This window comes from Latilactobacillus sakei subsp. sakei DSM 20017 = JCM 1157 (assembly GCF_002370355.1).
GTDB classification, from domain to species: Bacteria; Bacillota; Bacilli; order Lactobacillales; family Lactobacillaceae; genus Latilactobacillus; species Latilactobacillus sakei.
This window is the reverse complement of record NZ_AP017929.1, coordinates 1,747,263-1,769,339: the sequence shown is the minus strand read 5'-3', so window position 1 is coordinate 1,769,339 and position 22,077 is coordinate 1,747,263. Positions and strand designations below refer to the sequence as shown.

The 22,077-nt window shown below is 43.0% G+C and carries 25 protein-coding genes, 2 pseudogenes and 1 other annotated feature; of the genes and pseudogenes, 25 read left to right on the top strand and 2 right to left on the bottom strand.

Features of this window, described 5'->3' with window-relative positions; translation table 11 throughout:
- Positions 1-4: 4 nt before the first annotated feature.
- From purM to LEUCM_RS08855, 6 genes and pseudogenes are all read left to right on the top strand, one after another.
- On the top strand, positions 5-1,033 hold the full coding sequence (gene purM, locus LEUCM_RS08880; RefSeq protein WP_025015880.1) for a phosphoribosylformylglycinamidine cyclo-ligase: 1,029 nt from the start codon (positions 5-7) through the stop codon (positions 1,031-1,033).
- Positions 1,030-1,599 (top strand): annotated as a pseudogene (gene purN, locus LEUCM_RS08875) (phosphoribosylglycinamide formyltransferase). Before purM ends, purN begins: the two are co-directional and overlap by 4 nt.
- A gap of 16 nt (positions 1,600-1,615) precedes the next feature.
- A complete protein-coding gene (purH, locus tag LEUCM_RS08870; protein WP_016264845.1) occupies positions 1,616-3,148 on the top strand; it encodes a bifunctional phosphoribosylaminoimidazolecarboxamide formyltransferase/IMP cyclohydrolase in 1,533 nt (510 codons plus the stop codon).
- Positions 3,149-3,162: 14 nt separating this feature from the next.
- Positions 3,163-4,413, top strand: coding sequence for a phosphoribosylamine--glycine ligase (purD, locus tag LEUCM_RS08865; protein WP_016264846.1), 1,251 nt, complete (start codon positions 3,163-3,165; stop codon positions 4,411-4,413).
- 81 nt (positions 4,414-4,494) lie between these two features.
- Positions 4,495-5,583 carry a lactate oxidase gene (locus tag LEUCM_RS08860; protein WP_025015879.1) on the top strand — a complete coding sequence of 363 codons (1,089 nt, stop codon included), beginning with the start codon at positions 4,495-4,497 and terminating at the stop codon, positions 5,581-5,583.
- Positions 5,584-5,725: 142 nt separating this feature from the next.
- A complete protein-coding gene (locus LEUCM_RS08855) occupies positions 5,726-5,968 on the top strand; it encodes a hypothetical protein (protein WP_133285967.1) in 243 nt (80 codons plus the stop codon).
- 118 nt (positions 5,969-6,086) lie between these two features.
- On the opposite strand, the gene LEUCM_RS08850 is transcribed toward LEUCM_RS08855, so the two are convergent.
- A complete protein-coding gene (locus tag LEUCM_RS08850; RefSeq protein WP_011374377.1) occupies positions 6,087-6,329 on the bottom strand; it encodes a hypothetical protein in 243 nt (80 codons plus the stop codon).
- Positions 6,330-6,534: 205 nt separating this feature from the next.
- On the opposite strand from LEUCM_RS08850, the gene LEUCM_RS08845 reads away from it, so the two are divergent.
- From LEUCM_RS08845 to recN, 14 genes and pseudogenes are all read left to right on the top strand, one after another.
- Positions 6,535-7,155, top strand: coding sequence for a TetR/AcrR family transcriptional regulator (locus tag LEUCM_RS08845; protein ID WP_025015877.1), 621 nt, complete (start codon positions 6,535-6,537; stop codon positions 7,153-7,155).
- Positions 7,156-7,213: 58 nt separating this feature from the next.
- Positions 7,214-7,289, top strand: a sequence feature (ribosomal protein L21 leader region).
- Between the two features lie 13 nt (positions 7,290-7,302).
- On the top strand, positions 7,303-7,611 hold the full coding sequence (gene rplU / locus LEUCM_RS08840) for a 50S ribosomal protein L21 (protein WP_004265609.1): 309 nt from the start codon (positions 7,303-7,305) through the stop codon (positions 7,609-7,611).
- Positions 7,612-7,625: 14 nt separating this feature from the next.
- Positions 7,626-7,967, top strand: coding sequence for a ribosomal-processing cysteine protease Prp (locus LEUCM_RS08835; RefSeq protein WP_011374380.1), 342 nt, complete (start codon positions 7,626-7,628; stop codon positions 7,965-7,967).
- 28 nt (positions 7,968-7,995) lie between these two features.
- Positions 7,996-8,283 (top strand): 50S ribosomal protein L27, encoded by a 288-nt coding sequence (gene rpmA, locus LEUCM_RS08830; protein WP_011374381.1) that lies wholly within the window; start codon positions 7,996-7,998, stop codon positions 8,281-8,283.
- Between the two features lie 300 nt (positions 8,284-8,583).
- Complete coding sequence (efp, locus tag LEUCM_RS08825) at positions 8,584-9,141, top strand: elongation factor P (protein WP_016264850.1); 558 nt, start codon at positions 8,584-8,586, stop codon at positions 9,139-9,141.
- A 45-nt stretch (positions 9,142-9,186) separates the two neighbouring features.
- Entirely contained in the window at positions 9,187-9,630 is a 444-nt protein-coding gene (locus tag LEUCM_RS08820) for an Asp23/Gls24 family envelope stress response protein (RefSeq protein ID WP_025015876.1), read from the top strand.
- Positions 9,630-10,058: a transcription antitermination factor NusB gene (gene nusB, locus LEUCM_RS08815; protein WP_011374384.1), complete on the top strand. Its 429-nt coding sequence runs from the start codon at positions 9,630-9,632 to the stop codon at positions 10,056-10,058. Before LEUCM_RS08820 ends, nusB begins: the two co-directional genes overlap by 1 nt.
- 193 nt (positions 10,059-10,251) lie before the next feature.
- Positions 10,252-11,103 carry a bifunctional methylenetetrahydrofolate dehydrogenase/methenyltetrahydrofolate cyclohydrolase FolD gene (folD, locus tag LEUCM_RS08810; RefSeq protein ID WP_082267624.1) on the top strand — a complete coding sequence of 284 codons (852 nt, stop codon included), beginning with the start codon at positions 10,252-10,254 and terminating at the stop codon, positions 11,101-11,103.
- Entirely contained in the window at positions 11,096-12,445 is a 1,350-nt protein-coding gene (xseA, locus tag LEUCM_RS08805; RefSeq protein ID WP_056936393.1) for an exodeoxyribonuclease VII large subunit, read from the top strand. The genes folD and xseA overlap by 8 nt, the downstream gene beginning before the upstream one ends.
- A gap of 18 nt (positions 12,446-12,463) precedes the next feature.
- A pseudogene (locus tag LEUCM_RS08800) lies at positions 12,464-12,676 on the top strand (exodeoxyribonuclease VII small subunit); the annotation flags it as partial.
- Complete coding sequence (locus LEUCM_RS08795; RefSeq protein ID WP_025015874.1) at positions 12,676-13,548, top strand: polyprenyl synthetase family protein; 873 nt, start codon at positions 12,676-12,678, stop codon at positions 13,546-13,548. The pseudogene LEUCM_RS08800 and the gene LEUCM_RS08795, both read left to right, overlap by 1 nt.
- Positions 13,549-13,556: 8 nt before the next feature.
- The gene (locus tag LEUCM_RS08790; RefSeq protein ID WP_025015873.1) at positions 13,557-14,387 is read left to right on the top strand and encodes a TlyA family RNA methyltransferase; all 831 of its coding nucleotides are present in this window, start codon (positions 13,557-13,559) and stop codon (positions 14,385-14,387) included.
- A gap of 79 nt (positions 14,388-14,466) precedes the next feature.
- Positions 14,467-14,919 carry an arginine repressor gene (gene argR / locus LEUCM_RS08785; protein WP_025015872.1) on the top strand — a complete coding sequence of 151 codons (453 nt, stop codon included), beginning with the start codon at positions 14,467-14,469 and terminating at the stop codon, positions 14,917-14,919.
- Positions 14,920-14,968: 49 nt separating this feature from the next.
- Positions 14,969-16,672, top strand: a complete 1,704-nt coding sequence (gene recN, locus LEUCM_RS08780; protein ID WP_056936394.1) for a DNA repair protein RecN — start codon at positions 14,969-14,971, stop codon at positions 16,670-16,672.
- Positions 16,673-16,730: 58 nt separating this feature from the next.
- Here the strand turns inward: recN and LEUCM_RS08775 are convergent, their stop codons facing one another.
- Positions 16,731-17,054 carry a hypothetical protein gene (locus LEUCM_RS08775; protein WP_025015871.1) on the bottom strand — a complete coding sequence of 108 codons (324 nt, stop codon included), beginning with the start codon at positions 17,052-17,054 and terminating at the stop codon, positions 16,731-16,733.
- A 122-nt stretch (positions 17,055-17,176) separates the two neighbouring features.
- Here LEUCM_RS08775 and LEUCM_RS08770 point away from each other — a divergent pair, with 122 nt between their 5' ends.
- The 5 genes from LEUCM_RS08770 to priA all read left to right on the top strand — a co-directional run bounded on the left by LEUCM_RS08770 (position 17,177) and on the right by priA (position 22,072).
- The gene (locus tag LEUCM_RS08770; protein WP_025015870.1) at positions 17,177-17,401 is read left to right on the top strand and encodes a YdbC family protein; all 225 of its coding nucleotides are present in this window, start codon (positions 17,177-17,179) and stop codon (positions 17,399-17,401) included.
- A 72-nt stretch (positions 17,402-17,473) separates the two neighbouring features.
- Positions 17,474-18,085, top strand: a complete 612-nt coding sequence (gene gmk / locus LEUCM_RS08765) for a guanylate kinase (RefSeq protein ID WP_011374394.1) — start codon at positions 17,474-17,476, stop codon at positions 18,083-18,085.
- Between the two features lie 4 nt (positions 18,086-18,089).
- Positions 18,090-18,347 carry a DNA-directed RNA polymerase subunit omega gene (rpoZ, locus tag LEUCM_RS08760; RefSeq protein ID WP_011374395.1) on the top strand — a complete coding sequence of 86 codons (258 nt, stop codon included), beginning with the start codon at positions 18,090-18,092 and terminating at the stop codon, positions 18,345-18,347.
- Between the two features lie 88 nt (positions 18,348-18,435).
- Positions 18,436-19,653 carry a bifunctional phosphopantothenoylcysteine decarboxylase/phosphopantothenate--cysteine ligase CoaBC gene (coaBC, locus tag LEUCM_RS08755; protein ID WP_016264860.1) on the top strand — a complete coding sequence of 406 codons (1,218 nt, stop codon included), beginning with the start codon at positions 18,436-18,438 and terminating at the stop codon, positions 19,651-19,653.
- 1 nt (position 19,654) lies between these two features.
- Positions 19,655-22,072, top strand: a complete 2,418-nt coding sequence (gene priA / locus LEUCM_RS08750) for a primosomal protein N' (RefSeq protein ID WP_016264861.1) — start codon at positions 19,655-19,657, stop codon at positions 22,070-22,072.
- The last annotated feature ends 5 nt before the right edge of the window (positions 22,073-22,077 follow it).

Below are 22,077 nucleotides of genomic sequence, written 5' to 3'. Positions count from 1 at the left end.
CGAGATGACAGATGCTTACCAAAAAGCGGGCGTCGATGTGACGGCTGGTTACGAAGTCGTTGCCCGCATCCAAAAAAAAGTAGGGGCTGATAATCACAATATTGGCAGCTTTGGCGGACAATACGCGCTAGAAATGGCCCAGTATCAAAAGCCGGTGTTGGTCTCGAGTACGGATGGTGTCGGTACGAAATTGATGGTGGCTTTTGCGGCTGACCAACATGCGACCATCGGGATCGATTGTGTGGCGATGTGTGTCAACGACATTGTTGCACAAGGTGCGCAACCGTTATACTTCTTAGACTATTTAGCGACTGGTAAAACTGATCCCGATAAGATTGAAGACATCGTCGCTGGCGTGCTTGAAGGTTGCAAGCAAGCCAATATGGCTTTAATTGGCGGTGAAACGGCCGAAATGCCTGGTATGTATGCGGCTAAGCACTATGACGTGGCCGGTTTTGCAGTTGGGATTGCTGAACAAGATGCGCTAGTGACCGGCAAAACGATCCAAGCGGGCGACGTGCTGATTGGATTAGCGTCTAGCGGTATTCACTCCAATGGTTATTCGTTGGTTCGCAAAATCTTTTTTGAGCAAAATAATTTGACGGTGGCCAGCCAATTACCTGAGTTGCCGGGTAAACCACTGGGAGACTGGTTATTAACGCCTACTAAGATTTATGTTGAAGACTTACAGCCACTACTGCAACAACGGGTGATTAAAGGCGCCGCGCATATTACAGGCGGCGGTTTTATCGAAAACGTCCCCCGGATGCTGCCGGCTGATTTAGCGGCCCACTTAACGTTGGGCAGTTGGCCAATCCTACCGATTTTTAAGGCCTTACAACAATATGGGCAACTTGCTGAAATGGAGATGTATAACATCTTCAATATGGGGATTGGGATGGTCTTGGCGGTTGCGCCAGAAGAAGCACCAGCCGTTTTAGCGCAATTGAATGCCAAACAAGAACAAGCTTATCAGATTGGGACCGTTCAAAAACGGCAACAAGCGGCGGTTGAATTGGTGACGACCAAATGAGAGTGGCAATTTTTGCATCTGGCACAGGCAGTAACTTCGAAGCAATCGCCGATAATCAACGCTTGTAACAAGCGGGTCTTGAAATTGTCCAACTGATTTGCGATCGTCCGCAAGCCGCCGTGATTGAAAAGGCGCAACGGCGCCAAGTGCCGGTGTCGGTTTTGGCACCACGTCAGTTTGAAAATCGTCAAGCTTACGAACAGGCTGTTGTTACTCAGTTGGCGCCTTTGGCAGTTGATTATATTATCTTGGCGGGCTACATGCGAATCATCACGCCCGTTTTACTAGGGGCTTATCCTCAGCGGATTATCAATATCCATCCGGCATTGCTACCGTCTTTTCCGGGGATTCATGGGATTGAAGATGCGTATCGTGCCAAAGTGAGTGAAACTGGCGTGACGGTCCACTATATCGATGAAGGGGTGGATACGGGGCCGATTATCGCCCAAGCAACCGTTCCGGTGAAACCAAATGATACGTTAGCAACGCTAGAAGCACGCGTTCACGCGGTTGAACATCAATTATATCCAGCTGTGATTTATGATTTAATTCAAAAAAATAATTAAAGGGAGCTTTTAACACATGAAAAGAGCATTGATTAGCGTTTCAGACAAAACGGGTATTGTGGCATTTGCCCAAGGATTAGTAGCGGCAGATTTTGAAATTATTTCAACCGGTGGCACTTTTAGCGCCTTGGAAAAAGCGGGTGTGCCAGTGACGCCCATTGATGAAGTGACCCATTTTCCTGAAATGTTAGACGGTCGGGTTAAAACCCTCCATCCCAATATTCACGGTGGTCTATTGGCTAAGCGTGATGAACCAACACATATGGCGGCACTTGCTGAACACGAGATTACACCGATTGATCTTGTCTGTGTTAACCTCTATCCCTTTAAAGAAACGATTCAAAAACCAGAGATTACCCAAGCGCAAGCGATTGAACAAATTGATATTGGTGGTCCATCAATGTTGCGTTCAGCTGCTAAAAACTTTAAGTCAGTGTACGTCGTGGTGGATCAAGCCGACTATGACGAAACATTGGCACAATTGCAACAAGATGATGTCACTTACCGCCGCCATTTAGCCGCTAAAGCATTCCGGCACACTGCTGCATACGATAGTTTGATTGCCGGGTATCTATCAGATGCCGATGCGGTTGAATTCCCTGAAAAACTTTCCTTAACATACGACTTCAAACAAGCGTTACGTTACGGCGAAAACGCCCATCAAAAAGCTGCCTTTTACCAAAGTGCTTTACCAAGCGCCTTTTCGATTGCTTCTGCCCATCAATTGCACGGGAAAGAATTGTCTTACAATAATATTAAGGATGCAGATGCAGCGATTAAAGTCGCCGCAGAATTCAGCGAACCATGCGTGGTGGCGATGAAACACATGAATCCTTGTGGCGTTGGTTTGGGAACAACTATCTACGATGCTTGGCAAAAAGCTTTTGCAGCCGATTCCGTCTCAATTTTTGGTGGCATCATTGCCTTGAACCGCGAAGTAGACGTTCAAACAGCCAATGCTTTGCATGAATTATTCTTGGAAATTGTTATTGCCCCAAGCTTTGCACCAGAAGCGTTAGCAATTCTTGAAAAGAAAAAGAATATCCGTTTGATGACACTTGATTTTGAACAAGCCGCTAAAGCGGATCGGTTCGAAACAGTTTCGGTCTTAGGTGGTCTATTGGTTCAAGAAAGAGATCGCTTAACGGATCAAGCATCTGAATTGAAGACGGTCACGACTAAAGCCCCAACTGAAGATGAAAAAGAAGCGCTCCTATTTGCGCAACGCGTGGTAAAACACGTCAAAAGTAACGCGATTGTTGTCGCAACTAAAGATCAAACGTTGGGCGTTGGTGCCGGTCAGATGAACCGAGTTGGCTCCGTTAAAATTGCGTTGGAACAAGCACTAGCTAATGGGATGCAAGCACCATTCGTGTTAGCATCAGATGCCTTTTTTCCAATGGACGATAGTGTGGCCTACGCTGCTGAACACGGCATTACAGCGATTATTCAACCTGGTGGATCAATTAAAGATCAAGATTCAATCGACATGGCGAACCAAAAAGGGGTCAGCATGGTCTTTACAAATCGACGTCATTTTAAACATTAAGAGGTGGCAATTAAATGGATATCTTGGTGATTGGCAGTGGTGCGCGTGAGCATACACTGGCACGTGAACTACTAAAAAGTGAACAAGTTGAACAGGTCTATTGCTTACCTGGGAACCCGGGGATGCAATTGGACCAGATAAAAACGGCCGCAATTGACGTCAATGATTTTGAGCAGTTAATTGTGTTTGCTAAAAAACAGGCGGTGGCTTACACCGTCGTTGGCCCAGAACAACCGTTAGTCGCTGGGATTGTGGATGCTTTTCAAGCCGCGGGTTTAGCAATTTTTGGCCCGGCGAAGCAGGCTGCGGCATTGGAGGGTTCAAAAACATTTGCCAAAAAAATGATGGCTCAGGCCCAAGTGCCCACCGCACAATATCAAACGGTGACTAACGAATCAGAGGCGCTATACGCGTTGGAAGGGCGCTCATTGCCAATCGTCATCAAGGCGGATGGCTTAGCCGCTGGTAAAGGCGTTGTCATTGCCGAAAGCTTGGCGGATGGCTTAGCAGCCGTTCGACGGTTCTTCAAACAAGGGCGCCGTCAGATCCTCATCGAAGACTATTTGATCGGGGAGGAGTTCTCGCTAATGGCGCTAGTAGCTGATGATCAAGTTTACCCGTTGCCAATTACCCAGGATCATAAGCGGGCCTTTGAAGGTGACCGGGGGCCGAATACCGGTGGGATGGGCGCCTATTGTCCAGTACCGCAAATTAGTGATCAAATGGTACAAACGGCAGTTGAAACGATTATCAAACCAGTTGTGGCAGCGATGGCCGCTAATGGCACACCGTTTACCGGCGTTTTATATGCAGGATTAATTGCGACCGCAACTGGGATCAAAGTAATTGAGTTCAACGTACGCTTTGGCGATCCGGAAACTCAAGTGGTGTTACCACGTTTGCAAGGTGATTTAGCGCAAGTCTTTCAGCAATTATTAACCCATCAGCAACCGACTTTGGACTGGCAAGCAGATGGTGTGACGTTAGGGGTTGTGGTGGCCGCTAAAGGGTATCCAAATCAAACGCCGGCAATTTTTCAGTTGGCACCAACTGCTCGTTTTAAAGCGGCTAATAGTCAGTTTAGCTTTGCCGGTGTGGTAGCAACAACCGGGGGCTTAATGAGTGCTGGTGGCCGTTTATATACGGCCGTTTATACGGCACCCACAATGGCGCAAGCGCGGGTCCAAATTGAAGCCGATTTACAATCGGTGGCCAATCCGCAAAGCTTTTTCCGCCGAGACATTGGGTTTAAAAGTCAAATGTAAGAAAGCGAGTACAAATGTTTGCTAATCACTATGTAAGTGCTATATCATGATCCTATTGACAAAAAGAAAGAGGCAATTATTATGACATATCATACAAGTGACGCAGAACACCCAGTTGATGTTTTAAACCTAGCATCGCTAGAGGGTCGTGTGAAGGAACGAATGGAAGCAGGTGCCTTTGGCTATATTCGTGGCGGTTCAGAAGATGAATGGACAATGGCTGAAAATACCAGTGCCTTCAATCAAAAAAAGATTATGCCCCGTGTTTTACAAGGGGTTGAACATGCTGATTTGCACACAAAATTGTGGGATATTGATTTGAAGACGCCGATTATTCAAGCCCCTTCAGCAGCACAAGGCTTAGCCCACGAAAAAGGTGAAGTAGATACTGCCAAAGGGATGGCCGCAGCTGGTTCAATCTTCTCAATTAGTACGTATGCTAATACACTTGTTGAAGATGCAGCCGCAGCTGCGCCTGATGCACCACAATTCTTCCAACTTTATATGAGTAAAGACGATCAATTTAATGAATTCTTACTACAAAAAGCAGTTAAAGCAGGCGTTAAAGCGATTATTTTAACAGTGGATTCGACATTAGGCGGTTATCGTGAAGCAGATATCCAAACAAAATTCCAATTCCCATTACCAATGCCTAATTTAGCAGCTTATAGTAACTCAGATGGTGCTGGCAAAGGCATTTCAGAAATCTATGCTGCTGCTAAACAAGGCATTGTCCCAGAAGATATTCAAAAGATTAAAGAAATCACGCACTTACCCGTTATCGTTAAAGGAATTCAATCACCTGTTGATGCTGAATTAGCCATCCAAGCAGGCGCTGATGGTATTTGGGTGTCAAATCACGGTGGTCGTCAACTAGATGGTGGACCTGCTTCTTTTGAAGTTTTACCATTAGTGGCACAACAAGTTGCCAAACGGGTGCCAATCATCTTTGATAGTGGCGTTCGTCGTGGTGAGCACGTCTTTAAAGCACTTGCTAGTGGGGCTGATTTGGTCGCAATTGGGCGTCCAATTATTTACGGATTAAACTTAGGGGGCGCACAAGGCGTAACCTCTGTGATTGATCATTTGAACCATGAATTGTCAATCACAATGCAATTAGCTGGTACTAAGACAATCGATGCCGTCAAAGAAACGACATTACTTGATTAATTTGGATTCAAAAGCGCTAGGACTTTTGTCTAGGCGCTTTTTTTGTCAGGAAATCTTCTCTTTTCTTTTGAAAAACGATCAATGATTATTCATATTTAACCACTAAACTATGGCTATTATGTTAATAGAAAGCGTGGTGTGGATGATGAATAAAATGGGTGTCTTTATGAGTTTAGTTGTGACGTTCGTGGTCGGGGTGGTTGTTGGCTGGCAAGTTTTAGGAACTAAGGCAGTGACGCAAGAAAAATTGCCAACAACGACTGAAATATCGCAAAGTCGCCAAACCAATAACTTACAACCTGATCAAAATAGTGATGAAGGTCCAACGGAAGATCAGCCGCAAACAAGCGAGAGTCAATCGACGGCGGATGCAACAACGGTTTAATCTGGTGGGCATTAATGCTATACTAAAGGTCCTTGGCAGGGGCACAAACAGCACAAAAAGAGGCGGACTTCAGGACAAATGTAAATTTGCCTGAAAGTCCGCCTTTTGTTGTTTAAAATTAATGCCGGTTGACAGTCGGTAAGTCCGCTAAGAATAGTTCGCTTGCGACTAAGCCGATTAAACTTAAAATAAAGTAAATCCAGTGGGCACCGCTCCCCCAACCAAAGAGGCTAGCGTCAATGCCAACTAAAATAATGAAAATAAGACAATTAAGCACTAGTCCGATTCGAAATGTTAATTGGCTAGCAACTACAGCGAATAATACGATTGAAAGAAAAATAGTAAAGAATGCAGAAATCAAAATAACGACCACCTAACACTGTCCGATTTAAGATACTTGTTTCATTCTACTATAAGAAATAGCCGACGACAATTAAATTTAGGTGTGAGTTATTGAATCGAAAGAGATCCGATTAAAAAAACGAACTTTAAAAGCAAATGCTAGACAGTTATCAAAAAAACAGGCTATACTAGACGCGAAGTAGCCAAAGAATGGGGGAACCGAAATGGTTCGTGAAAGCAATCCTGAAACGACCGACCCACGTGTTCAGCGGACAAAACAGCAATTACGCCGAGCGCTGGTTGAACTATTAAAAACAGCGACCACTAAAGAAATTTCAATTCAAGCGATTACTAAAAATGCACAGATTACCCGGGGGACTTTTTACCTCCATTATGAAGATAAAACAGATTTTATTCAAAAAGCAGTACAAGATTTAATTCGGGATTTATACCAAACAGTGACAATCCAAAATGATAAGTTGGCGCAACCCTATCAGCAAATCAATTTATTAGCGTTATTTGAATATGTTGAACGCCGCCAAGATGCCTTTAAAGTATTCCATAAAAATGATATGAGTTTGGCTTTTAAACAGCAATTAACGACCGAAATGCGGCGGCGAATTGAAGCCTATCTCAATAATTTATTTCAAGAGGCAACCCAGTCTGATCAGATTGAATTGAGTATCACAGCCGATTATCTTGCTGGTGCGAGTTTAGTGCTCGTTTTCAAGTGGATTGAAGATGGATTAGTCTATTCACCACGCTACATGGCTAAGATGCTTTATCAACTTGTTCAGATGCCAAACATGGCTTTTAATGTGGCTGGATTCTTCGTTGAAGCGTAAATAGCTATTGACTCGATCGCAAATATTTGATATCATATGAACGTTGTAATTGTGAGCTCCACAGCTGCAACCGCGCATACTAAGGCATTAAGTACTATTATTAGTCACCTTAGTTGGCGAGTCTAAGAAAAAATAGGAGGTGCACACATGTACGCAATTATCAAAACAGGTGGCAAACAATATAAGGTAGAAGCTGGTCAAGCAATCTACGTTGAAAAGTTAGCCGCAGAAGCTGGCGAAAAAGTAACTTTTGATCAAGTTATTTTAGTTGGTGGTGAAACAACTAAGGTTGGTACACCAAACATTGATGGTGTTACTGTTGATGGTACTGTTGAAAAACAAGGGCGCGAAAAGAAAGTTGTTACTTTCAAATACAAACCTAAGAAACACAGTCATCAAAAGAAGGGTCATCGTCAACCATATACTAAAGTGATGATCGACGCTATCAACGCCTAATTGAGGGAAATAAGATGATTAAGGCTGACTTTATCGTCAATGCGGATTCGCAAATTATTTCTTTTCAAATTACGGGTCATGCTGACTCGGGTCCTTACGGGAGTGATATCGTTTGTGCAGCTGTTTCAGCCGTCTCAATTGGGACGATTAACAGTTTGCAAAAGCTCGCTGGTTTTGAACCAGAGGTAGAAGCAGATAACCTAAATGGTGGTTTGTTAACCTGTCAAGTGCCGGCAACGGTTACGGGACAAGCTTTGGCAACGGCGCAAATTCTCTTGCAGAATTTGCAACTGACGCTCGAAGATATTACGCAACAATACGGGCAGTACATTCAAGTACAAACAAAACGTAAATAGACAGTTAATAAACAGGAGGTGCATTTAGATGTTACAAATGAATTTACAATTCTTCTCTCACCATAAGGGTGGCGGTTCAACAACTAACGGCCGTAACTCTGCAGGTCGTCGTTTAGGTTCTAAACGTGCTGATGGCCAAACTGTTACAGCTGGTTCAATCCTTTACCGTCAACGCGGTACAAAGATTCATCCAGGTGAAAATGTTGGTCGCGGTGGCGATGACACATTATTTGCTCTTGTCGAAGGTGTCGTTCGTTTCGAACGTTTCGGTAAAAACAAGAAGAAAGTTTCTGTTTATACAGCAGAAGCTAAATAATGCTTTAAAAACACTCACATTTCGTGAGTGTTTTTATTTGCTTAAGATTTGTCAGGCTGATTTGTATAAATCGGCCATAACTGGTATACTTGTAACTCAAGCAACAAACCATTGACAATCTAACTGTGAGTGCGAATCGCTAACAAGAAGCGATTTAGCATAACTGAAGGGATTGGCTTTGGCCAATCCCTTTTTTACATACAATCAGTTTAAACGACTGGAAAGACTTGCTTTTAAACCTGATTTCTTGCTATGATTAGGGCAATGGCATCCTTTTAAAAAAGTACGGAGGAAATATTAATGTTATCAGTTAACGATTTTAAAAACGGCTTAACAATCGAATTTGACAACAACCTATGGCGAGTGGTTGAATTCCAACATGTTAAACCTGGTAAGGGTGGCGCTTTTGTCCGCTCAAAACTTAAGAATTTAAGAACCGGCGCTAACCAAGAAAAAACATTCCGTTCAACTGAAAAAGTTGAAAGAGCAATCATTGATACGAAATCAATGCAATATCTTTATGCAGATGGTGACAACCACGTCTTCATGGATACAGATACTTATGAACAATTAGAATTACCAGCAGCACAAATTCAAGATGAATTAAAATTCTTGAAAGAAAACATGCAAGTTTCAATCATGATGTTTGGGAGCGAAACCTTAGGGGTTGAACTACCTAAGACAGTTGATTTGGCAGTTGCTGCAACAGAACCTGGTGTGCGTGGCGATACATCTTCGGGTGGTACAAAACCAGCAACACTGGAAACAGGCTTAGTGGTTCAAGTACCATTCTTCATTAACGAAGGTGATGTATTAACAATTAATACGTCAGATAGTACTTACATTTCGCGTGCCTAACAGCAGCGTTTAACTGCTGGTAAGAATTTGTTAGGAGGGTTATTGATGGCTGAAGAAACAAATATTGTACTAGATACGCAAGAAAATTCATTGGGTAAGATCCAAATGGCACCTGAAGTGGTGGAAGTCATTTTAGGCATTGCCGCAAGCCAAATTGAAGGCGTTCATCAGATGCGTGGAACGATTTCATCATCGATTAACGAATTATTTGGTCGTTCAAATCATGGTAAGGGTGTCACTTTAAAAGTGATTGATGGCAAAGTTAATGCAGACGTTTATGTCTACCTTAATTATGGCGTTTCTGTCCCTAAGGTGGCCCTTGCCATGCAAGAAGCCTTGAAAGAACAGTTATTATTTATGACTGATTTAGAATTAGCGGAAGTCAACGTACATGTTGTTGGCGTCGTAACCGAAAAAACACAAAATATTATTGATCCAGATGATTTATTTAACGATGAAACACCTGATCTAAATGGAGACCAACCTTAATGCCTAATTTTAATCGACACCAAATTCGACAAGCAGCTTTTCAAGTGCTGTTTACACTCAATGCGAATCAATCTTTAGAATTAGAGGATGCTTATCAAGCCGTCTTGACGATGGATCAATTTGATGCTGAAGAAGTGACACCAGTTGAAGTGCCTGCTTACTTGGCTTTCTTAGTATCAGGTGTAACTGAAAATCAAGCCGCTCTTGATGCAGCATTAACCCCTTATTTGAAAAAAGGTTGGCAGCTTTCTCGGTTGGCAAAACCAGACCTTATTATTTTACGATTAGGTTTGTTTGAAATGCAAAACTCAACCGAAGCACCTGCTAAAGTCGCTTTGAATGAAGCACTTGAACTTGCAAAACAATTTACAGATGATCAAGCAAAAGGTTTTATCAACGGCGTGTTATCTAAATTCGTTGAAGCTTAGTCATAAAATGACAAAATAAAAGTAAATTGATTAACTAGTAAAATACGAACGAAATTCCTCAAAACACGTTAAAAGTATTTTTTTAGCGTGTTTTTTTAGGTTTAATGATAATTTATCAACCCGAAATGCTAAAAAAACGACTGTTTATGTTAAAATGGAATTATCAAATATCGATATATAGGGGCTGTAAATTTTGGAATTACTAGATGGTAGAGCACTTGCAAATGAATTGACACACGCACAACAAACAGCGGTTAAAACACTTAAAGTACAAGGTGTAACGCCTAAATTAGTAGTCATCATGGTCGGCGATGATCCAGCGAGTGCGATTTATACGCAAAGTAAGCAAAAAAGAGCAACCAAAATTGGAATGGCTTCAGAATTGAAGCGTCTATCAGCTGAAACGACCGAAGCTGAATTGTTGGCCTTAGTAAAAACGCTGAATGACGATCGTACCGTTGATGGTATTTTGGTGCAATTGCCATTGCCAAAACAAATTAATGAAGATCATGTCATCCAAGCAATCGATGCCAAAAAAGATGTTGATGGTTTTAGTCCCGTTAATATTGGACAATTATGGCTCAACCAACCAGGCTTAGTGGCCTGCACCCCTAATGGGATTATGCGCTTATTGGCTGCCCACAAGATTGACGTAGCCGGTAAAAACGTTGTGATTGTCGGTCGGAGTAATATTGTCGGCCGTCCTTTAGCAGCGTTGATGCTCAATGCTAACGCGACGGTGACAATCGCCCATAGTCGCACAGCAAATCTAAAAGCCTTAACTAAAACGGCCGATATTTTGGTAGCAGCCATTGGTAAACCACACTTTTTCGGCGTTGATGCTGTCAAAGAAGGGGCAGTGGTCATCGATGTCGGGATTAACCGCCTTGAAGACGGCTCTGTTACTGGCGATGTTGATTTTGAAGCTCTTCAAACACACGTCAGCGCGATGACACCAGTACCACGAGGTGTCGGGCCAATGACGATTACAATGTTAATGGAACAAACGATTGAAATTGCAAAGGAACGTGTCAAACGTGGTTAAACCAACTGATTATTTAACAGTCACCGCTTTAACGCAATATTTGAAAGCTAAATTTGAACGTGATCCGTATTTGGATCGGGTTTATTTGACTGGTGAAATTTCCAACTTCCGCTTACGGCCTAATGCGCATCAATATTTTAGTTTGAAGGATAATAAAGCTAAAATTAGTGCCATTATGTTTAAGTCGGCCTTCGAAAAAGTGAAGTTTACGCCGGAAGAAGGGATGAAAGTCCTCATAGTCGGCCGAATTTCGCTATACGAAGCCTCTGGTAACTATCAAATCTACGTTGAACGCATGGAACCTGATGGCTTAGGTGCCCTGTATCAAGCCTACGAACAATTAAAGGCAAAGTTAGCAACCGAAGGCTTATTCGATGCCCCTAAGCAACCTTTAGTCCGTTTCCCTAAAAAAATTGCGGTCATTACGAGTCCTTCCGGGGCAGTGATTCGCGACATTATTACGACTACCCAACGACGCTATCCAATTGCACAGTTAGTGTTGTTCCCAGCAGTTGTTCAAGGTGACGGTGCGGCTGATGTTTTAGTTGAGCGACTTAAACAGGTTAATGAACACGGCGACTTTGATACGATTATTATCGGTCGGGGTGGCGGCTCGATTGAAGATTTATGGCCGTTTAATGAAGAACGTGTTGCACGGGCGATTGTGGCCAGTCAGATTCCGGTCATCTCATCAGTGGGTCATGAAACCGATACGACGATTGCTGATTTGGTCGCAGATGTTCGAGCAGCCACACCAACTGCAGCAGCCGAATTAGCAACCCCCGTTTTAACGGATGAAATTTTAAAATTACAACAACAGCGTTTACGGTTATATCAAGCCTTTTCAAAAACCGTTGCGCTTAATAAAAAACAACTCGATCATTTACAAAATAGTTATGTCTTGAAACAGCCTAAACGTTTGTATGATGGCTATCTCCAAAATGTTGACCAACTACAACGACGCTTATTGACTGCACAACAGCAACTCTTAAAGGACCGGCGCCAACAGGTTCAATTGTTGCAACAACGGTTATCGGCACAATCACCACTGATGGCGGTGCAACAAGCGCAAAAAGACGTTACTGAACAACAAAGACGTTTAAACCAAGCGATGAACCGCTTAATGGCTGATCGCCGGCAAAAGGCAGCACAAGTCATTGCAGCACTCGATTTAGTCAGTCCGTTGAAGATTTTAGGCCGCGGGTTCGCCTATGTCACGGATGATCAGCAACAAATGTTGAAAAAAGTGGCAGATTTTAAGGCCCAACAACCGATTGAATTACACGTTCAAGATGGGTTAGTAACAGCTGAAGTTGTCGCAACCCATAAAGGAGAAGAATAAAATGGCAGAAAAAAATTAACGTTTGAAGAAAATTTAGCGCAATTAGAAGTGATTGTTAACGAGTTGGAAACGGGCGATGTCCCGCTTGAAAAAGCAATGACGGCCTTTCAAGAAGGTGTCAAACTCAGTCAAACACTTGAAGAAACATTGAGCCAAGCTGAAAAGACAATGGCTAAAGTAATGGCCGATAACGGCGAAGAAGTGCCATTAGATGCTGAGGAGCAACAGTAATGGCTGATTTTAAACAATTAGCGGCACGTGAATTACCGCAGTTTGACGCTTATTTAAAACGTGAATTAGCGAGAATTCAAGAACCAACTTTGCAAAAATCGATGACGTACTCGGTCATGGTAGGTGGTAAACGATTACGGCCACTTTTGTTATTTGCAGTCTTGGAAAGTACCGGTCAAAGCATTGATGAGACAGCTTTTAGAGCAGCGGGTGCGCTTGAATTAATCCATAGTTACTCGTTAATCCACGATGATTTACCTGCAATGGATAACGATGATTTACGGCGCGGCCAACCGACGAACCATAAGGTCTTTGGTGAAGCTGAGGCTATTTTGGCTGGTGATGGGTTATTAACACTTGCGTTTGAATGGTTAGCGACATTAAACGTAACCGCTGAACAACGAATCGAACTTGTCAGATTACTAGCGCAAGCGGCCGGTGCCAACGGGATGGTTGCGGGGCAAGTCGAAGACATTGAAGGCGAGCACAAAGCGTTGACATTAGCGCAGTTACAACAAGTTCATCATCTTAAAACAGGTTGTTTAATTGAAGTCGCGGTGGCCATGGGCGCTGTCCTAGCACAACTTGGTGAGGTTGAAACAACTGCTTTACGCGGTTTTGCGCAACAATTTGGTTTGGCCTTTCAGATTCAAGATGATATTTTAGATGTCACCAGTACCACTGCGGAAATGGGCAAAGCTGTTCATAAAGATGCCGCAGAACAAAAGAATACCTTCCCCATTTTATTGGGGTTGTCCGGTGCGCAAGAAGCACTCCACACGACTTGCCAACAAGCACAACAACAACTGGCGCAAGTCACGACTTTTGACCGGACTTTATTAAATAGTTTTTTGGACTATTTCAACGAATAGGAGAACAGATGAAAAAAGAACGGGTAGACGTACTATTAGTACAACAAGGTTTATTTGAATCACGGGAACAAGGCAAGCGGGCAATTATGGCTGGTGAAGTTTATGGGAAAAATGATGAACGAATTGACAAGCCCGGCGAAAAAATCGACGCTGAAACCGTATTAAGAGTTAAAGGGCACAAAATCCCATACGTGGGTCGCGGTGCTTTGAAATTGGCGAAGGCCATCGATGTTTTTGATATCGATCTTAAAGATAAATTAACGCTGGATATCGGTTCATCAACAGGTGGGTTCACCGATGTTGCGTTGCGTAATGGCGCACGGCGCTGTTATGCGCTTGATGTGGGTTATAATCAATTGGCCTGGAAGTTGCGTGAAGATCCCCGCGTAGTTGTTATGGAACGGGTTAACTTCCGTTATAGCCAACCAGAGGACTTTACTGATGGATTACCAGACTTTGCAATGACCGATGTTTCCTTTATTTCGTTGCATAAGATTTTGGTACCTTTAAAACCAATTCTCAAACCTAATTGTGATGCGGTGGCTTTAATTAAGCCCCAATTTGAAGCGGGTCCAGCTAATGTAGGTAAAAACGGCATTGTCCGTGATCCTAAGGTTCATAAAAATGTTGTGACAGATATCGTCAACTTTAGTTTAGCAACAGGCTACGATGTTTTAGGCCTTGATTTCTCACCAATTAAAGGTGGCGAAGGGAACATCGAGTTCTTGATCCATCTTAGAAATACAGAAGCCGAGACGGGCACACTTGCTGAAAGTGTGAATATTGATGCGGTTTTAGAACGAGCTTATGCAGAATTAAAACGACCTTCTGGAAAATAATGCATAAATCTTTGTGTTTTATGTATAAATACGCTATCATGTGAGTTAGAATTGTTATTCACAAGAAGAGGTGTTTTTGATGCGTAAAGTAGACCGACAACGACTGTTGAGAAATTTAATTCAAACTCATGAAATTGAACGCCAAGAAGATTTTGTTAAACTCTTGCAGGCGGAACAAATTGAGGTCACGCAGGCCACGATTTCGCGTGATATCAAAGAAATGCAACTGGTAAAAGTCCCTAATACGGACGAAGGCTATCACTATAGCTTACCGCTTGAAAAAAAATTAGATGTTAAAGAAAAATTGCGACGGACATTACGGGATGCCTATGTGACCCATAATCAACAGGATTATTTTGTGGTGATTAAGGCGCACCCTGGTAATGCGCCAGCAATTGCAAGTTTATTAGATCAATTACAATCCGAAGATATTTTTGGGACAATTGGTGGCGATGACACGGTCCTGATTATTTGTAAATCTGAGGAACAAGCAAAACAGTTCAGATTATTTATCGAAGACTTGCTAAAGTAATTTAGCAAGTTTTTTTAAGATTAGGACCAGATGAAAGGGGCATTTTCAAATGCTACAAGAATTAGTCATTCACGACTTTGCAATTATAGATCAATTGGCCATTAGTTTCGATGAAGGGATGACGGTTCTTTCTGGTGAAACTGGGGCCGGGAAATCGATTATTATCGACGCGGTTGGCCTACTCGCTGGTGGTCGGGGGTCACAGGATTTCATCCGAACCGGTGCGAAAAAAGCGACGTTAGAGGGCTTGTTCACATTACCCGAAAACGGCACGACTGCCGCGCTTTTAGCTGAATATGGGATTGAACACGATGATCAAACCATTTTATTACAACGTGATTTGGCATTAAACGGGCATAATGTTTGCCGCGTTAATGGGCATCTGGTCAATACCACGACGCTTAAAAAGATTGGAGAAACATTAGTTGATATTCACGGTCAAAACGAACATCAAGAATTAATGTATCCTGATCGCCATCTAGGCTTGTTGGATGAGTTTGCCCACACAACCTTGGCGAGTGCTAAGGCGGCCTATCAAGAAACCTATCAGGCTTACCGGCAAACGGAAAAAGCGTTGAAGAAGAAACAACAAAATGAGCAGGAATGGGCCCAACGCCTTGATATGCTTAAATTTCAAACTAATGAAATTGACGCCGCGCAATTACAACCAGATGAAGAAAGTAAGTTAATCGAAGAACGCGCGAAACTCAGCAACTTCCAACGGATTAATCAGGCCTTGCAAGCTAGTCGCGCCATTTTATCTGGTGAAGAAGGCAACGCGCTAGATCAAATCGCGATTGCGATGAATCAGATGCAAGAAATCGCGGAATTAGATCCTGAATTCAAAAGAATTGCCGATAATCTACAAACAGGCTATTACACACTGCAAGATAGCGGTAGTGATATTAGTCGGGAAGTCGATAATCTTGAATGGGACGAAGCGCGCTTGGATGAAATTGAACAGCGCTTAGAAACGATCAATAATCTCGAACATAAATATGGCGATTCAATTCCTGAAATCTTAGCTTATGGGGCGCAAATTACCAAAGAATTGCAAGCGATGCAGGCCACAGAAGCCAATGCAAGCGAATTAGAGCAACAATTTGAACAACAACAAGCCCAATTGCTGCAAGAAGCAGCCGTTCTTTCTGAGAAACGCCAAGCTGCTGCTCAACAGTTGGAAAAGGCTGTTCACCAACAACTCAAAGCTCTCTATATGGCTAAAACGGTTTTCAAAGTTGAATTTGCCACGGTTGATAATCAGCAATTTATGCGCAGCGGTCGGGACAAAGTTGAATTTTATATTCAACCTAATCCGGGTGAGAAGCTACGGCCGCTTGCCAAGACTGCTTCTGGTGGGGAATTATCCCGATTGATGTTGGCGCTTAAAACGATTTTCTCAGAATCACAAGGCGTTACCAGCATTATTTTTGATGAAGTTGATACTGGGGTCAGTGGGCGTGTTGCGCAAGCAATTGCCAATAAAATTAGCGAAATTGCCCAACACTCACAAGTCCTCTGTATTACGCATTTGCCACAAGTAGCGGCGATGAGTGATCATCAATACCAAATTCAAAAACAAATTAAACAAAACCGCACAGAAACATCAATCCAAAAGGTAACCGGTAAAAAACGCGTTGCTGAACTGGCTCGTATGTTGGCGGGGACAGAAGTGACGGAATTAACGCTAGAACACGCCCAAGAATTAGTGGACCTCGCAGAAACTGCTAAAGCACAGATTAGACAAGCTTAATAAAGAAGGGGTTAGGACTTGTTGTCCTAACCCCTTCTTTAACGGTCATCGTCTATTGTTAGTTATTTTTTGAGATGTAGCGAATTTGATTTAAAGTAACGATTTTATAAAGATTAGAGTGATTTTCTTTTAACAAGTAAGTTTTATCATCAAGTTGTTTAATCAAGCGCCCATTGACTTGTTCGATGTGCTCGGCCACGTTAAATTGGATAGCCAAACGGTAATGGCGATCAAAAGCTTGCATCATATAAAGTTGAATTTGGCTAGGTTGCATCTGGGGTTGTTCGATTAATTCTTGGGCATCATCGAGTTCGAAAAAGCGTTGATACCGTTTCACCAATTCATGACTAAAGCCGACTACTGCTGATTGTTTGATTTCCATAACGTGTTGTCCTCCGAACATTTGTTTGTATTTCCATTATACGAACAAATGTTCTAATCTGCAAGCGCAAATTTAAATTTTTTTCGTGTATAATAGATTAAACGATGAGAAAGGGTGATTTGATGAGTGATATCAACTACGAAATTATGGCTGAAATTGGGGCCATTAGTGAAAATAAGGCGGGCTGGAAGAAAGAATTGAACTTAATTGCTTGGAATGGTCGCGCACCTAAGTTTGATTTACGGGACTGGGCACCCGATCATGCGAAGATGGGCAAGGGCATCACGCTCACCAATGAGGAAGTTGCACAATTGCAAACAATATTAAATGAGATGAACCTAAAGTAGACTTGTAATTGGCAGTCATCTAGTGATAAAATAGAACTTAACTATTTTATAAAAGAAGAGGGAATTACGTAGATGTCCAATCGAGGAATGTTGATCGTTTTATCTGGCCCATCAGGGGTTGGTAAAGGAACTGTCCGTCAAGCAATGCTAGAAGATGAATTTCGTGATTTTCACTATTCAGTTTCGATGACGACTAGAAAGCCAAGACCAGGCGAACAAGATGGTGTTGACTACTATTTTGTGAGCAAAGAAGAATTCGAGCAAGAAATTGCAAATGATGGTATGCTAGAGTATGCACAGTATGTTGATAATTATTACGGCACACCGATGAAGTATGTCAATCAAACCTTAGAATCAGGCCGCGATGTCTTATTAGAAATCGAAGTCCAAGGTGCGATGCAGGTTCGTGAGAAGTGTCCAGATGGCGTGTTTATCTTTTTAACACCGCCTGATTTATTGGAATTACGCAATCGAATCCAAAAACGTGGCACTGACGATCAAGCAACGATTGATAAGCGCATGCAAAAAGCAGCCGATGAAATTCGGATGATGGAAAATTATGATTACGCTGTTGTCAATGATGAAATTCCAAACGCCGTTCAACGGATTGAAAAGATTATTGAGAGTGAACACTTACGAGTACCACGTGTGATTGATCAATATAAGAAAATGATAGGGGAATAATAAAATGATTGTATATCCTTCAATTGATAAGTTACTAGAAAATGTTAACTCACGCTATTCATTAGCCGTTTTAGCAAGCAAGCGAGCACATCAAATCGAAGCTGGCGATTTGAAAATGTTATCAGAATACAAATCACCTAAAACCGTAGGGATGGCAATGGAAGAAATTGCTGCTGGCAATGTAACCATTGATCCTGATTCATTGATGCTTGAAAAAGATGCTGAAAAAATGGATAAGCTTTCTCAAAAAGATGGCGAATAAGAATAATTAGCGAACCGCATTTTTAGTTTATTCATCGTGGGATGTCTAAATTAAGAGGCGGTTTTTTTATTTAAAGGAGGTTTTTAAAATGGTGAGTTTAGAAAACAAACACGTTACGGTTTACGTAACCGGTGGGATTGCGGTGTACAAGGTCGCTAGTTTAGTGCGTCAGTTGATTAAAAATGGGGCAATTGTCCGCGTGGCAATGACGCAGGCTGCCACCGAATTTGTGACACCATTGACCTTTGCGACATTAACGCGGCAAGAAGTGCTAACTGATTTAATGACGATGAATCACCCAGAACAAGTCGCCCACATTCACTTAGCTGACTGGACCGAATTGGCAATTGTTGCACCTGCGACGGCCAATATTGTTGGCAAATTAGCGAACGGCATTGCAGATGATTTCGTGACCACGGCACTTTTGGCAACTACGGCGCCTAAATTATTGGTGCCCGCTATGAATGAACATATGTGGTTAAATCCTGCGACACAACGCAATTTAACACAATTAAAAGCAGATGGGATTGCGATTGTGCAACCCGCTACTGGTTTTTTAGCGGAAGGCTATGAAGGCCAAGGGCGTTTTCCAGAAGAAGATGTGATTATGAGTAATGTTTACCGCCAATTAACCCCTAATCGTTTGCAAGATAAAGTGGTTTTAGTGACGGCCGGTGGGACGCAGGAACCTTTGGATCCGGTTCGCTATATTGGCAACCGGTCATCTGGTAAAATGGGGTATGCGATTGCTGAAATGGCGGCTCAAATGGGCGCTAAGGTTACTTTGATTAGTACGCGGCCAGAACTGGCTGTCCCTGCTAATCTGGCACAAGTCATCTATGTCCGAACGGCAGCCGAACTGCAAGGGGCCGTTGCTAGTTTATATAATGAAGCGGATGTCGTGATTATGGCAGCCGCTGTCGCTGATTTTAAACCGGCGCAATACGTTTCACAAAAAATTAAAAAACAAGTTGGTCAAACTGATATGACGCTTGAACTCAATCGAACGCCGGATATTTTAGCGACGTTGGGTCAAGAAAAGAAAAAGCAATATCTAGTGGGCTTTGCAGCTGAAACCAATGATTTGATGGCGCACGCGCAAGTCAAATTAACGGCTAAACAGGTCGATTTATTAGTGGCCAATGATGTCAGCCAAACCGACCGGGGCTTTGGCGCTGACCAAAATGCGGTCACTCTTTTACGACCAAATCAGGCACCAGAAGCATTACCATTGGCTTCCAAAAAAGTGATTGCCACACAAATTTTAGAACGGATCAGTACAGCGCTTAGCTCAAAGGAGGAATAGCATGCCACAGATTGCTAAAGTAATCGTTGATGTGCCGACAATGCAAACTAATCGGCCATATGATTATCAGGTACCGGTCACTTTAGTTGATGTCATTCAACCTGGGATGCGGGTTATTATTCCGTTTGGAAATGGTGATCGTAAGATTCAGGGCTTTGTCTTGCAAGTTTTAGACCAGCCAAGCTTTACGGGCCAATTAAAGGCAATCGAGGCAGTTGTTGATTTAACGCCAGCGGTTAACCCTGAATTACTATCACTTTCAGATTGGTTAGCACAACAGACGTACGCTTTTCAGATCACGTGTCTGCAGACGATGTTACCCAGTGTGATGCGGGCTAAATATACGAAAACTGCGACGTTAATTGATGAAATTCCAGCGGACTTACAGGCCAGTCTGTTCAATGGCAATGACGAGTTGACTTTTGATCAGAATCTAGCGCCTGATAAGTTAAAACAACTCATGCAATTGCAGCGCCAAGGTAAAATTAGCGTCACTTATCACGTTGATAACCGGGCACAAGTTAAGCAATTAACGGCGATTGAGCCCGCACTGAGTTTTGAACAATTGGAAGAAGCACGGATGGGTTTACGAAAGTCAGCCCAGAAGCAAAGCCAATTAATCAGTTATCTGCAAACGCTGATTGATCAAGAGGCACCAACTTTATTAAAAACGATTTTAGAAAAAACAACTTTTACGCGGGAAAATATTCGAATCGGTGCGGAAAAAGGCTGGTTACGCCAAGTTAAGGTGGAAGCTTACCGGAATCCGTACGCTAATGCTGTTCAACCAACCCACAAAATGACGCTAACGAGCGAACAAAAAACCGCAGTTGATGCGGTCGTTCAATCCGCATCAACGGATGCCTCAGAAGTATTCTTAATTGAAGGTGTCACCGGCAGTGGGAAGACCGAAGTTTATTTACAAACAATTGATGCGGTCTTGCAACAAGGCAAGACCGCACTGATGTTAGTCCCTGAAATTGCTTTGACGCCGCAGATGGTGCAACGCGTGAAGGGCCGCTTTGGTGATTTAGTTGCTGTGTTACATAGTGGCTTGTCTGAAGGTGAGAAATACGACGAATGGCGGCGCATTGAACGCAAAGAAGCGCGCGTGGTCGTCGGTGCCCGCTCAGCCATTTTTGCGCCACTTGAAGATATTGGCGTGATTATTATGGATGAAGAACATGAAGCCAGTTATAAACAAGACGAAAGTCCGCGTTATCATGCACGCGACGTTGCGATTTGGCGGAGTCAGTATCATCACTGCCCCGTCATTTTAGGCAGCGCCACGCCATCGTTAGAATCCCGCGCTCGGGCGCAAAAAGATGTCTACCATCTGATTCGCCTGACGCAACGGGTGAACCAACAAGCCTTACCAGCTGTTGAACTAGTTGATATGCGCGAAGCGATGAAGGTTCAAAAAGCCAGCAACTTTTCACCGGCGTTATTAGCCGGCATCAAAGAACGGCTGCAAAAGGGCGAACAAAGTGTGTTACTCCTAAATCGTCGCGGTTTTTCATCATTTATCATGTGTCGGGATTGCGGGTTTGTCTTGCAGTGTCCCAACTGTGATATTTCGTTGACGTTACACATGGATACGCATTCGATGAAATGCCATTATTGTGGGCACGAAGAAGCCATTCCTAGGATTTGCCCTAGCTGTCAGAGTCGCCAAATTCGTTATTTTGGGACTGGCACGCAAAAAGTCGAAGCTGAATTACAAGAATTAATCCCTGAAGCACGGATTTTGCGGATGGACGTTGATACGACTCGGAAAAAAGGCGCGCATGCTAAATTATTGAAAAAATTTGGTGATCACGAAGCTGATATCTTATTAGGGACGCAGATGATTGCCAAAGGCTTAGATTTCCCAGATGTAACGTTAGTCGGGGTGATCAACGCTGATACAGCTTTGGGTTTACCGGATTTTCGGGCGAGTGAGCGGACTTTCCAATTATTAACGCAGGTTAGTGGTCGTGCGGGTCGTGCGGATAAGGTGGGGCAAGTGATTGTTCAATCTTATAATCCCGAGAATTACGCGATTCAATTTGCTAAACAGCACGATTATGAAGGATTTTATCAATATGAAATGGCGGTGCGCCACCGTGGCGGCTATCCGCCTTATTACTTTACGGTGAAGGTGACGGTTAGCCACCCTGAAGAAGCACTTGCCGCAAAGAAGAGTTTTCAAATTGCCAAACAGATGCGACCGATTTTATCCGACCAAGCACTGATTCTCGGGCCCACCCCGAAATCAATTGCGCGGATTAATAATCGTTATTTTTACCAAATTGTGATTAAATATAAACAGGAACCACAACTTCAGGCTAAATTAGCCGAAATACTAGAGACCACCCAAATCGATACTCGTCACGGGTTTAAGATTGGGCTGGATAATGAACCTCTACAATTTACTTAAAAGTG

Coding starts and splice junctions, on each gene's coding strand:
- coaBC (WP_016264860.1), top strand. CDS start 18,436: ATGGTGAGTTTAGAAAACAAACACGTTACGGTTTACGTAACCGGTGGG.
- purD (WP_016264846.1), top strand. CDS start 3,163: ATGGATATCTTGGTGATTGGCAGTGGTGCGCGTGAGCATACACTGGCA.
- rplU (WP_004265609.1), top strand. CDS start 7,303: ATGTACGCAATTATCAAAACAGGTGGCAAACAATATAAGGTAGAAGCT.
- LEUCM_RS08845 (WP_025015877.1), top strand. CDS start 6,535: ATGGTTCGTGAAAGCAATCCTGAAACGACCGACCCACGTGTTCAGCGG.
- LEUCM_RS08835 (WP_011374380.1), top strand. CDS start 7,626: ATGATTAAGGCTGACTTTATCGTCAATGCGGATTCGCAAATTATTTCT.
- rpoZ (WP_011374395.1), top strand. CDS start 18,090: ATGATTGTATATCCTTCAATTGATAAGTTACTAGAAAATGTTAACTCA.
- priA (WP_016264861.1), top strand. CDS start 19,655: ATGCCACAGATTGCTAAAGTAATCGTTGATGTGCCGACAATGCAAACT.
- purM (WP_025015880.1), top strand. CDS start 5: ATGACAGATGCTTACCAAAAAGCGGGCGTCGATGTGACGGCTGGTTAC.
- LEUCM_RS08795 (WP_025015874.1), top strand. CDS start 12,676: ATGGCTGATTTTAAACAATTAGCGGCACGTGAATTACCGCAGTTTGAC.
- LEUCM_RS08855 (WP_133285967.1), top strand. CDS start 5,726: ATGATGAATAAAATGGGTGTCTTTATGAGTTTAGTTGTGACGTTCGTG.
- efp (WP_016264850.1), top strand. CDS start 8,584: ATGTTATCAGTTAACGATTTTAAAAACGGCTTAACAATCGAATTTGAC.
- purH (WP_016264845.1), top strand. CDS start 1,616: ATGAAAAGAGCATTGATTAGCGTTTCAGACAAAACGGGTATTGTGGCA.
- LEUCM_RS08775 (WP_025015871.1), bottom strand. CDS start 17,054: ATGGAAATCAAACAATCAGCAGTAGTCGGCTTTAGTCATGAATTGGTG.
- nusB (WP_011374384.1), top strand. CDS start 9,630: ATGCCTAATTTTAATCGACACCAAATTCGACAAGCAGCTTTTCAAGTG.
- LEUCM_RS08770 (WP_025015870.1), top strand. CDS start 17,177: ATGAGTGATATCAACTACGAAATTATGGCTGAAATTGGGGCCATTAGT.
- gmk (WP_011374394.1), top strand. CDS start 17,474: ATGTCCAATCGAGGAATGTTGATCGTTTTATCTGGCCCATCAGGGGTT.
- recN (WP_056936394.1), top strand. CDS start 14,969: ATGCTACAAGAATTAGTCATTCACGACTTTGCAATTATAGATCAATTG.
- rpmA (WP_011374381.1), top strand. CDS start 7,996: ATGTTACAAATGAATTTACAATTCTTCTCTCACCATAAGGGTGGCGGT.
- argR (WP_025015872.1), top strand. CDS start 14,467: ATGCGTAAAGTAGACCGACAACGACTGTTGAGAAATTTAATTCAAACT.
- LEUCM_RS08860 (WP_025015879.1), top strand. CDS start 4,495: ATGACATATCATACAAGTGACGCAGAACACCCAGTTGATGTTTTAAAC.
- LEUCM_RS08820 (WP_025015876.1), top strand. CDS start 9,187: ATGGCTGAAGAAACAAATATTGTACTAGATACGCAAGAAAATTCATTG.
- LEUCM_RS08790 (WP_025015873.1), top strand. CDS start 13,557: ATGAAAAAAGAACGGGTAGACGTACTATTAGTACAACAAGGTTTATTT.